Source organism: Chitinophaga sp. CF118 (assembly GCF_900112615.1).
GTDB lineage: Bacteria > Bacteroidota > Bacteroidia > Chitinophagales > Chitinophagaceae > Chitinophaga.
In genome coordinates, this window is sequence record NZ_FOMK01000012.1 from 66,299 (window position 1) to 78,208 (window position 11,910).

Consider the following 11,910-nt stretch of genomic DNA (forward strand, 5'->3'; position numbering starts at 1 on the left):
AAATTAATAAATGAGTATTAAAGAATTTGTAAGTAAACTCGAAAGCGCTCACTTCTCGCTGGCAGTGCAGGATGGTAAACTATTACTGAGAGGCGACAGGAATAAACTGACTGATGAGCAAATTGCAGCTATAAGAAAGGAAGATGAGGTAATAACTTACATAAAGGATAATAAACAACAGCTGATAGATTATATCGCTGAATACAAATTGCCGGTTGCCAAGAAACGGTCGGAGAATATTAGTGCTATTTACCGCTTAAGCGGTTTGCAGGAAGGAATGCTGTTTCATGGATTATATGATGAAGAGGTATTGGCATACACGGAACAATTTACCTGTGATATCAGGGAAGTGAATGTTGATATACTAAAGGAAAGCTGGAACCTGCTGCTGAAAAGGCATAGCATCCTGCGCAGTAGTTTTGAATATGAGGAGCTGGGAATGCCGGTACAATGTGTATACCGTGAAGTGACGCTGCCTTTTGAAGTGGTAGACTATCAACATTTGAATCCGGCAGATCAGCAGCTGGCAATTGAAGCCTACCTGCGTACAGATCTTTCCATGGGACTCAATTATAAGGAACCACCTTTGATGCGCATCACATTATTGCAAACTGATAAGGATAGCTATCATATGTTATGGACCTACCACCATATCTTATTAGATGGTTGGTCTATGTCAATTCTGCTGGAAGAGTTATTACAATATTATGAATTGCTGGCAGATGGTAAGACTGTTGAATGGAAAGGTGAGGATCTGTATGAGGATTATATCCGTTATGTGGAAGGGCGGAATAAAGAGCAGGAAGAGCTATTCTGGCAAAAGTATATGAATGGAGTGGAAGAAGGTAGCCTTTTACCTTTTATTTCATCTGCAGAAAGCCGTACAAAAGGAGCAGGTATATTTCAGGAGGAATTGCTGGTGCTGGATGAAGAGATTAGTGCCCACGTGGAAGCATATGCGAAGAAAAATGGGTTGACGGTAAATACTTTGATGCAGGGAGTTTGGGCATTTATCCTGCATAATTATACAGGGAAAAAGAGTGTTACTTATGGAGTTATTACATCAGGGCGTCCGGAGGAATTACCTGAAGTGGAAAAAAAAGCAGGACTATATATCAATACACTGCCTTTACACTCAAAGTTAAACTACAATACCGGCATTGCAGAGTGGCTGAATGATATTCAGCAGGGGCAGATAGAATCAAGAGAGAACGGATATACCGCACTAAGTACAATTCAGCGGTGGACAGGGATTACAGGAGATCTGTTTGATAGTATCCTGGTCTTTGAAAATTATCCCGTGAGTAAGATTGCTGCATCTGGTTCCTGGAAACTTAAACTGGATAATGTTATCATAAAAGAACACACTAATTATCCACTAACGATTATAGTAGGTGCATCGGATAAAATTGAAGCCCTGTTTATCTATAATGAGGATATACTGGAAACGCAATATGTGAAACGGTTGTCCGGGCATTTCAAACAGGTATTGACACAAATCATATCGCAGGAAGAAGGGACTGTAGGTGATATTGTCCTGATAACAGCCGCTGAAAAAGAGCAGTTACTGCATAGCTTTAATGATACCTTTATTAAGGCGGATGAAAATCAAACGATCATTACCATGTTTGAGCAGCAGGTGCAGCAGACTCCTTCTGCGATAGCACTTGTGTTTGGGGAAGAAAAGCTCACATACAAACAACTGGATGAACGTTCAAATCAGTTTGGACATTATCTTAAAAACCAGGGCGTTCAACATGAAATGCTGGTACCGGTTTGTATGGAAAGAAGTCCGGAAATGATAATAGCTATCCTTGGTGTTCTGAAAGCCGGAGCAGCTTACGTACCCATTGATCCGGACTATCCTGCTGAGCGTATTCATTTCATGTTATCGGAAAGTAACAGCCCCGTGATTATAACAACAACAGCATATTCCGGTCAGTTACATTCAACCCTGAAGTATATCTGTACAGATAAGCTGGTTACACTGTTACAGCAGGAACCGCTAACACCGGTAAATACTGTTTTGCATTCCGGTAATCTGGCTTATATCATTTATACTTCAGGGTCTACTGGTCAACCAAAAGGAGTGATGGTGACACATGAAAATGTGGTGAGTTTAGTGAACGGAGTAAATTATGTTTCTTTTAATACTTCCAATATTCTGTTGTCTACCGGATCTCCTTCTTTTGATGCTACCACTTTTGAATACTGGGGGATGTTGTTAAATGGCGGGCAACTGGTATTATGTGAGGAACAGACTTTGCTGGATCCTGCTTTACTGAAAAGGGAAATTCAGCAACGGGGAATCAGCATGATGTGGTTTACAGCAGGATGGTTTAATCAGCTGGTGGATACTGATATCCACGTATTTAAAAGCTTATCTGTTGTTTTAGCAGGAGGAGAAAAATTATCAGCAAAACATGTCAACAAGTTATTAGAGGAATACCCGTCTATTAAAATAATTAATGGATATGGTCCTACGGAGAATACAACCTTTTCATTAACCTATCCTGTTAAAACAGGTTTGTTCAATGATAATATTCCGATAGGTTATCCTTTAAGTAACCGTCAGGCTTATATAGTGGATGAACTACAGCATTTAGTGCCGGTAGGTGTAGTGGGCGAAATCTATTTGGGAGGTGCCGGTGTGGCACGTGGTTATCTGAATCGTCCTGATTTAACAGCAGAGAAATTTGTAGCTAATCCGTTCGGTAGTGAAAGGCTTTATAAAACAGGCGATTTGGGCAAATGGCTTCCTGATGGAACAATTGCATATACAGGAAGAATAGATGAACAGGTAAAGATCCGTGGCTTCCGTATAGAGTTGGGTGAAATTGAAAGTGTACTGCAACAATGTGAATGGGTTAGCCAGGCGGTGGTTACTGCTTTGCCGGATGCAAATGGTCAAAAGCGATTGATAGGTTATGTAGTGCCTGGGAGTACTTTTGACAGAGAAGGGGTGATGAACTTCCTGAAGGAAAAGTTGCCTGCTTATATGATACCTGTGTTGCTGATTGAATTGGCACAACTACCATTAACAGTCAATGGGAAAGTAGACAAGAAAAAATTACCACTACCGGAAACGGATACGTTGTTAATAAATGAATATGTAGCTCCCCGTAATCAAACGGAACAATCACTGGCTCTTATTCTGCAACGTATATTGAAAATAGAACGGATAGGAGTATATGATAACTTCTTTGAATTAGGAGTACATTCTCTGATGGTCATCAGGCTAATTGCTGCCATACGGGAAGAAATGGCTGTAGAGCTTACAGTGAAATCCTTATTCACATATGTTACGATTGCTTCATTAGCCGAATATATTGTGCAGGAAGGAAATAAGGTATTACTTCCTGCCATTACCCAACAGCCAAGACCCGCAAAGATACCATTGTCATTCAGCCAGGAGCGATTATGGTTTATTGATCAGCTGGAGGGAAGTTTACATTATCATATGCCTGCGGCATTAAGATTAAGAGGTAAAGTAAGCAGGGATGCACTTCAATATGCATTGCAAAGAATTGTTAGCCGGCATGAGGTGCTTAGATCGGTTATCCGGTCGGAAGATGGTATTGCCTGGCAGGAAGTGATGGGAGCTGATGGTTGGCAACTTTCAGAGATAACAGTAGCAGGTGACCTGAAAACGGCTATCAATTCATTTATTTACCAGCCGTTTGATCTCAGCTCGGAATATATGCTGAGGGCCGGATTGGTGCATTTAAATGAAGAAGAATATATTCTGGTGTTAGCTATGCATCACATTGCATCAGATGGATGGTCTGTTAATGTACTCGTAAAAGAATTTACGGAATTGTATGCTGGCGGTTCAGATCAATTACCGGAATTGCAGATACAGTATGCAGATTATGCCATATGGCAAAGAACATACGTTACAGGAGATGTGTTGCAATCCCAGCAGGATTACTGGTCTCAGAAATTAGCAGATACCCCGCCACTGGAGCTGCCGCTTGATTATAACAGACCAGCCATACAGCGGACCAATGGTGCTGTGGTGAATCATCATATAGATGGTTTGCTGACAGCCAAACTGAAAGGATTCAGTCATAAACAGGAAGTTACTTTATACATGACTTTGTTGTCTGCATTTTATGTGTTGTTGCACAGGTACAGCAGACAGGACGATCTTTGTATAGGAACACCTGTGGCGGGCAGAAGACAAAAGGAAGTAGAAGATCTGATAGGTTTTTTTATAAACACGCTGGCACTGCGCTGCGACCTGAGTGGTAAACCATCTTTCACGGAATTATTGCAGCAGGTAAAAACAACATTACTGGAAGGATATGCTCATCAGGATATACCTTTTGAAAAAGTGGTGGAAGTTGTAGTGAAAGACAGGGACCGGAGCAGAAATCCATTATTCCAGGTAATGTTTGTATTAGAGAATACACCCGACTCCCCGGAGCTGGTATTAGGAGATTTATCTCTTTCCGGTGAAGAAGTAGAACTTACCACGGCTAAGTTTGATCTGAACTTTATGATATCAGAAACAGAGCAAGGGATAGATTTGAGTATTGTATATGCTACAGACCTGTTTGCCCAGGAAACAATTGTTCGTATGGCAAAACATTATGAGCAATTATTATGGTCTGCTGTAGCATTGCCTTCCCTGTCTGTTGATGCCCTGCATATGCTTACGGAGCAGGAAGAACATGAGCTGATACATACTTTTAGCACTGGTTCGGCTACTCACTTTCACAAAACGGATAAAACGATTATAGATTTATTCCACGAGCAGGTATTGAAGTATCCTGATGCTGTGGCGTTGGTATATGAAGAAACACAATTGACGTATCAGGAACTGAATGAACGTGCTGATGCATTGGGCAGGTACCTGAAGGAAGAAGGGGTGAAAGCGGATACACTGGTTCCTCTTTGTATAGACAGAAGCCTGGAAATGATGGTAGGCATATTGGGCATATTAAAGGCAGGCGGAGCCTATGTGCCAATTGATCCGGCATTTCCGAAAGAAAGAATGCTTTTTATATTAGAGGATACGGATTGTCGTATATGTATTACTGATGGTAGCCTTGACGATAAAATACTTCCTCCTCTCAGCAGAATAAAATGTCTGAACATTAAAGAAGACTGGGATCTTATCAAAGCGAAAGCGCAGAATGATAGTTCCTTGAATGACAGTAAACCCGACAGCCTGGTATATGTGATATACACCTCTGGGTCCACCGGTAATCCCAAAGGCGTGATGATTGCACATTCCAATCTTGTTGATTACATATATGGGTTGCAGCAAAAATGTTGTGTGAATGAATGCCGGTCATTTGCTTTAGTACCAGCAATAACAACCGATCTGGGGAATACGATTATATACGGAGCTTTAGCAGCAGGTGGAGCATTACACATCATTTCAGGTGAAAGGGTAACAGATGCAGAGTTGCTGCGGGTTTATTTTAAAGAACATCCGATCGATTGTTTAAAGATCGTTCCTTCTCACTGGAAAGCATTGTGTGCAGATGGTATATTACTATTACCAGCCAGGTTACTGATTTTTGGAGGTGAAGCTTTGCAGGATGATGTGATTGCCGATATCCGGTTGTCCGGTACCGCTTGTGAAGTGTTTAATCACTACGGTCCCACTGAAACGACTATAGGAAAGTGCATGTATAAAATAGATCTTCAAAAGGAGTATACAGCTGTGCCTATTGGAACTTCTTTTTCTGATACAAGTTTATATATCGTGGATCCTAATGGAGCAATTGTTCCAATAGGAGTAGGTGGAGAATTGTGTATAGGAGGACAAGGAGTAGCAAGAGGATATCTGAACCTGCCGGCATTAACAGAAGAGAAGTTTATCAGTAATCCTTTTAGTATTGATCCCGGATCCCGGTTATACAGAACGGGAGATCTGGCCCGTTGGTTGCCCGATGGGAATATCATGTTCATGGGGCGTATAGACAACCAGGTAAAGATCAGAGGATACAGAATTGAACCGGAAGAAATAGAAAGAGTGTTATTGCAAAGCAAACTGGTAAATCAGGCAGTCGTAATAGCAAGAGCAGATATATCCGGAAATAAATACCTCACAGGATATGTAGTAGCCAATGGAATATTTAACAGGGAGCAAATTGTATCCTTCCTGTTGAGTTGCTTACCGGAGTATATGGTACCTGCAGTATGGATGGAATTGGAGGAAATGCCACTTACTGCTAACGGAAAGATCAACAGAAAGAAACTGCCTGAACCAATTGTATTCCAACTGGTGAATGTACCATATGTGGAGGCCCGTAATTTAATCGAAAAGAAATTGACTGATATCTGGAAGGAATTGCTGGGAATAGAAAGAATAGGCATCTATGATAACTTCTTTGAGTTGGGTGGTCACTCATTGATATTGATCCGTTTGATGTCGAAAATCGGGAAAATGGGATACCGTTTGCAACTGGGTGATTTAATGACAAATAAAACCATTGAAACACAAGCGGCATTACTTGCTCAGAGTACGTTGCAAGGAGGAGTGAATGATCACATCGTTCTATTAAATGATGCCAGGGGAGATAAACCTATGTTTATAATACCCGGTGGTTATGGGATGGTAGACCTGTATGATCAGCTGGTGAATAAACTGGATAAAAACGGACCTGTATATGGTTTGAGGATGACAGGACTATTGGAAGGAGAAGTGCCACTGGATAGTATGGAAGCAATTGCCGCACAAAATATTCAATGGATAAAAGAAGTACAGCCTGAAGGCCCTTACAGGATAATGGGACATTCATTCGGGGCTTATGCGCTTTACGAAGTGATCCGTCAACTGGAAGGTATGCAGGAAAAAGTAGAACTGGCTGTTATGCTGGATGCTCCTGTGAGATTAAGCTATTCCGTAAATACAGATACATTGCTGGATGACGCAATGATTTACCTGGAAGAACATAAACTGATTGAAGAACCATATCCTGATTGGATAAAGGAAATGAGATCAGCTATGGAACTCCTGCCTGTAAGTGACAGACGTGCTTATCTGTTGGATGTTGTCCGGAATGAATGTAAAGGAATGTCGAAAATGCTTTACCTGATGATCTGTAATTCAACTATGGAGTATTATGTTTCAGGAAAGGTAGATGCAACGCTGACTATAGTTAGTGCGGTTGAGCAAAACTGGAATAAGTTTGGATTCGATGAAACGCTTGGATGGAAACCGTATGCCGGAGATATTCAAGCTATTGTTACACCTGGCAATCATGTTACAATGCTGGAGAATGATTACGCAAAATCATTAGCCGTTTTTTTAAATAAATATATCAATGCTGTTTAGTCAAACAAAATCTAAATCGGGTTTCGGTAGGAGCACCTGTTTGTATCAACAAATTACAGGGCGCTCCTCCGGAGCTAAACTAAATGTTATTGATGAAAATATTATCAGTTTTAAATAACCCATAATACTATTACCCCTATTATTTTATCCTCTAATTATTATTAGTATGTCTACAAATGTTTTTGAAGCCCTGGAATCAAATGTGCGCAGCTATTCCAGAAGTTTTCCGGTAATATTTCAGAAAGCAAAAGGCTCATTATTATATGGAGTGAATGGTGAGGAATATATTGATTTCCTGATGGGAGCTGGCGCGCTTAATTATGGTCATAATAATGACTATATCAAATCGCAGTTATTGCAGTATATGGCGGATGACTATATCATGCAGGGACTGGATATGTTCACAACAGCCAAGAGTGAATTTATCACAACATTTAATGAATTGTTACTACAACCAAAAGGGTTACACTATAAATTTCAGTTTTGTGGCCCAACTGGTACCAATGCTATTGAAGCAGCACTCAAACTTGCAAGGAATTATACCAAACGTTCAAATGTGGTGGCATTTATGGGAGGTTATCATGGCTTATCTCAGGGAAGCCTGGCATTAACAAGTAATCAATACCACCGTCAGGCAGCCGGAGTAGCATTACATAATGTTACGTTCCTTCCATTTGAGAATAGTGGATTTGACAGCCTAACATATTTTGAAATGATGCTGGAAGATACACATTCAGGAATAGAAAAACCGGCTGCGGTAATACTTGAAACAGTACAGGCAGAAGGAGGAATAAACGTGGCATCTCCGGAGTGGCTGGCAGCATTAAAGCGCATTTGTGAAAAGCATGAGATACTTTTTATTTGCGATGATATTCAGATCGGATGCGGCAGATCGGGCGATTTTTTCTCCTTCGAACGTGCTGGTATTGTACCTGATATTGTGGTGTTGTCAAAGTCAATTAGCGGATATGGCCTGCCTATGGCAATATTATTAATTAAGCCGGAACTGGATATCTGGCAACCGGGCGAACATAATGGAACATTCCGTGGATATCAGCTGGCATTTATAGGCGGAAAAGCAGCGCTTGAGTTTAGGAAGAATACGAATCTGGAAGCTGCAGTAAAGCAGAAGTCAGATTTCATACATAATTTCCTCCTGGAAGAGATAGCCACTGTTGATGATCGTATTGCTATCAGGGGACTTGGACTAATGTGGGGAATTGATCTTTCTGCATTTGAAGATCCTTTACTGGCGAAGAAAATAGCAAAATATTGTTTTGAAAAGCAGTTGATTGTAGAATGTGTTGGTCGTCATGACAGGGTAATCAAACTCTTACCTGCATTGACTATTGAAAATGATATACTGGAGAGGGCATTGGGAATATTGAAGGATGGTGTGAATGCGCATGTCCGCCAGAAAGTTCATCAGCAGCAGGAATTGGCATAATTGCCAGTCATTTAAACTAAATAGAAAATTTCACTTATGCAGTCAAATGAATCGAAAATAAGTCAGCCTAAAAGCGGGTTGAAGAGAACATTGCGGTTATATCAGTATGTGAAACCGTACTACCTGGAATTCTTTGCTGCTATGCTTTTCCTGCTTTTGGCCAGTTTGGCGGGTCTTGCAATTCCATATTTACTAGGGCAACTGGTAGACTTTGGCAGTAAGAATCATTTAGCAGGAGATATTAACCGGCTGGGACTGTTACTCACAGCAGTATTAGGCGGACAGGCAATATTCTCTTTCTTTCGTGTTATACTCTTCGTAAACATAACAGAGAAAGCATTGTCTTCTTTGCGGCAGAATATTTATAATCACCTGATACAACTGCCTATGGCATTTTTCCTGAAAAGAAGGGTAGGGGAATTGAATAGTCGTATATCCTCCGATATCTCATTGCTGCAGGAAACATTTACCACCACAATAGCAGAGTTTATCAGGAATTTCGTACTGCTCATAGGTGGATTAGTATTGTTGATGAACACATCATTTAAGCTCACCTTGTTCATGATGGCTATATTGCCTGTTATCCTGGGGATAGCATTATTCTTTGGAAAATATTTACGTATTTTTTCAAAAAATGCGCAGGAAAGAATAGCAGAATCGAATACTATTTTAGAAGAAACATTGCAAGGCGTACTAAATGTAAAAGCTTTTGCCAATGAGTTTTTTGAAATGAAGCGATACAAGCAGAAAGTACAGGAAACCGCAACTATAGGCATGAAGAGCGGGAAGTTCCGGGGCGCTTTTACTGCATTGCTTACAATGTGTCTCTTTGGGGCAATCGTGGCCGTTATATGGAAAGGTGCATTACTGATTGCCTCAGGAGAAATGAAATCTGCGGGAGATCTCGTTTCTTTTGTAGTGTACGCGGCTTTGATAGGCGGAGCTTTCACTGAGTTGGCAGATGCCTATGCCAATATCCAGAAAAGCATTGGCGCTACTGAGCATTTGCTTGAAATACTGGATGAACCTGCGGAAATACTGACAGATGTAACGGAGATAGATCCCAAACATACACTGAAGGGACAGATCTCTTTCAGGCATGTATCTTTTTCTTATCCTTCACGACCAGACAGGTATGTGCTGAATGATATTTCTTTTTCCGTAGCACCAGATCAGAAAATAGCAGTGGTAGGGCCCAGCGGGGCAGGTAAAAGTACGATCGTCTCCTTACTGTTAAGGTTATACGATCCTGCTCATGGTAATATCTATTTTGATGAGCGGGATAGCAAAACGTTCCCTTTCTCAGCATTACGAAGCCAGATAGCAGTCGTGCTGCAGGATGTATTTCTTTTTGGAGGTTCTATATATGATAATATCGCCTACGGAAACCCTGGAGCTTCAAAGGAACAGATCATGATGGCCGCCAGACAAGCCAATGCCGTTGAGTTTATCAACAGTTTCCCCGACGGATTCAGCACATTGGTAGGAGATCGGGGAGTGCAATTGTCCGGAGGACAACGGCAGCGAATTGCGATTGCCCGTGCATTGCTGAGGAATCCCCGTATCCTTATACTCGATGAAGCCACCTCCGCATTGGATTCAGAATCCGAGCGACTGGTGCAGGATGCATTGGACAAACTAATGAAAGGTCGTACGTGTATTATTATAGCACATCGTCTCTCTACAGTACGGGAGGCTAATAAGATAGTTGTGATGGACAAAGGACATGTGGTGGAGGTAGGTACGCATCAGGAATTGATTGCATTGGAGGGAGGTGTATACCAGCATTTAAGTGCTATGCAATTCGCAAATTAATTGCAAGGCTTCGGTACACCAACCTGAATTAGTAAACGGATAAACCGTCTCAATCATTTTGAGGCGGTTTATCAATTTTAGGTACTTGATGATTTCAGATTATATTGAGTATTTAAGTATTGACAAGCATTGTTGAAAGGAAATGTGAGGGGTTTTAAATGGCTGATTGAATCACTGGAACAGGAAGCCAGGGCCGCGGGTACGACTGATTTTTGTTTCGCCAACATGTAATTTGGCGACTTCTGTTGTGGGATTACCCAGCTTATTTAATAACTTTGGGTAGACATAACTTAAGTAGACAAACAAGCAAACAATTGATTATCAGATAAAATGAGTATTTTGGATGTATCAATTTTAATTTAGTATGGAGGCAGCGCAACAGTTGAAAACATTAATTAAGTCATTTGCGGAAGGCGATGATGCGCATTTCTATGCTGTTGCTATGCAGATGGCAGCTGCTGAGGCTAGGAATGGAAATCAAAAGCTAGCAGACGACCTGGTTAGAACTATTGACCAAGCCAAATCGAAAACTCATCAAGCCAATGGGCTACTTAAGAAGCTACCTGTAAATGGCGCACAAAAAGATCTTAACGAATTGCTAGACCTGATTAAACCTCATGTCACCTTAAGCAATATGATCCTTGAGGACTCCATTAAGCAAGGGCTTGTCAGATTGATAGAAGAACAGAAAAAGATCGATTTGTTACTGCGACATGGGTTGGCACCGAGGCGAAAGTTGTTGCTGGTTGGTCCTCCCGGTAGCGGAAAAACCATGTCAGCCAGTGTGATTGCAGCAGAATTGGGTTTAACGGTTTTTGTTATCAGACTTGATGGTCTTATTAGTCGCTATATGGGTGAGTCGATTTCAAAGCTTCGGCTAATCTTCGACTCAATGAAACAATTTAAGGCTGTATATTTGTTTGACGAATTTGATAGCATTGCTACTTCTCGTACAGACTCAAATGACGTGGGGGAAATAAAAAGAGTATTGAATAGTTTCCTACTGGAAATAGAAAAAGATCAATCCGATAGTATTATTGTAGCCGCAACAAATCTTCCGCAGGCCTTAGACACTGCGTTACTTCGTCGATTTGACGATATCATTAAGTTTTCCTTACCTAACAGTCCCCAAATTGTTGAAGCATTTGAAGAAGGGCTGAAAGTTCTGGAGCACCTTATCTACTTTAATTTAGCCTCAACCGTTCGTGAACGGGCTGAAGGGCTTAGTTATGATGATATATTCCATATCTGTGCAGAATTGGTGAAGGAAAGTATTTTATATGGAGATTCTCAAATAACCAAAGAGCTATTAGTCCATTACATAGATAAACGGAAGAGCCCATTTAAATAATGA

Annotated in this window: 4 protein-coding genes; all 4 read left to right on the top strand. The window is 41.0% G+C overall.

Going from position 1 to position 11,910, the window contains the following annotated elements:
- Positions 1-10 precede the first annotated feature (10 nt).
- The 4 genes from BM176_RS28615 to BM176_RS28630 all read left to right on the top strand — a co-directional run bounded on the left by BM176_RS28615 (position 11) and on the right by BM176_RS28630 (position 11,907).
- Positions 11-7,294, top strand: a complete 7,284-nt coding sequence (locus tag BM176_RS28615) for a non-ribosomal peptide synthetase (protein WP_090107833.1) — start codon at positions 11-13, stop codon at positions 7,292-7,294.
- Between the two features lie 166 nt (positions 7,295-7,460).
- Positions 7,461-8,741, top strand: a complete 1,281-nt coding sequence (gene ectB, locus BM176_RS28620; RefSeq protein ID WP_090107834.1) for a diaminobutyrate--2-oxoglutarate transaminase — start codon at positions 7,461-7,463, stop codon at positions 8,739-8,741.
- 36 nt (positions 8,742-8,777) lie between these two features.
- Positions 8,778-10,556, top strand: coding sequence for an ABC transporter ATP-binding protein (locus BM176_RS28625; protein ID WP_090107835.1), 1,779 nt, complete (start codon positions 8,778-8,780; stop codon positions 10,554-10,556).
- A gap of 364 nt (positions 10,557-10,920) precedes the next feature.
- Positions 10,921-11,907, top strand: coding sequence for an AAA family ATPase (locus tag BM176_RS28630; protein ID WP_090107836.1), 987 nt, complete (start codon positions 10,921-10,923; stop codon positions 11,905-11,907).
- The last annotated feature ends 3 nt before the right edge of the window (positions 11,908-11,910 follow it).